Source organism: Sulfurimonas sp. NWX367, assembly GCF_039667065.1.
GTDB classification, from domain to species: Bacteria; Campylobacterota; Campylobacteria; order Campylobacterales; family Sulfurimonadaceae; genus Sulfurimonas; species Sulfurimonas hydrogeniphila.
The window spans coordinates 1-519 of record NZ_JALCZM010000011.1 but is presented as its reverse complement, the minus strand read 5'-3'; the positions used below and the strand labels follow the sequence as shown (position 1 = coordinate 519).

At 39.9% G+C, this 519-nt stretch carries 1 tRNA gene; it reads right to left on the bottom strand.

The features are described 5' to 3' along the window. Positions 1-115: 115 nt before the first annotated feature. Positions 116-192: transfer RNA gene (locus MNY28_RS11760), tRNA-Ile, on the bottom strand. Positions 193-519 lie beyond the last annotated feature (327 nt).

Here is a 519-nt window from a genome sequence, read left to right as displayed (position 1 = left end):
TTTAAGAACTTATATTTAATTTAGAAACTTGTTTCTTAGATGAGTTGTGCTTAAAAAAGAAGCGAAGCATACTTTAGTATGTGAGTTTCTTTTTTAAGTGCAAATCGCTAAGAAATGGTGGGCCTACCAGGACTTGAACCTGGGACCTCACCCTTATCAGGGGTGCACTCTAACCAGCTGAGCTATAGGCCCTTTCTGGTGCTTTTAACTTTATTCTGCGTCAGAACCTTTACTTCAGTTGTCACGTACAGTTTGTACGCTCCGCCTTCAGCAAAGAACCTTCCTTGACTAAAGCTAAAATCCCTCAGAAAGCAAAGCCCTCTCAAGGTTACACCTTTGACATAATCGTAATTCAAATGAACACAGATCACTGAAAACTAAGCAAGTAAGTTAACTTTTGAAACAACCAATAAACTATTTCTCGTGTGAGATTTTCTTGTGTTGAGCCACTCAATCGAATGAGTGCTCTTTACTCTAGAAAGGAGGTGATCCAACCGCAGGTTCTCCTACGGTTACCTT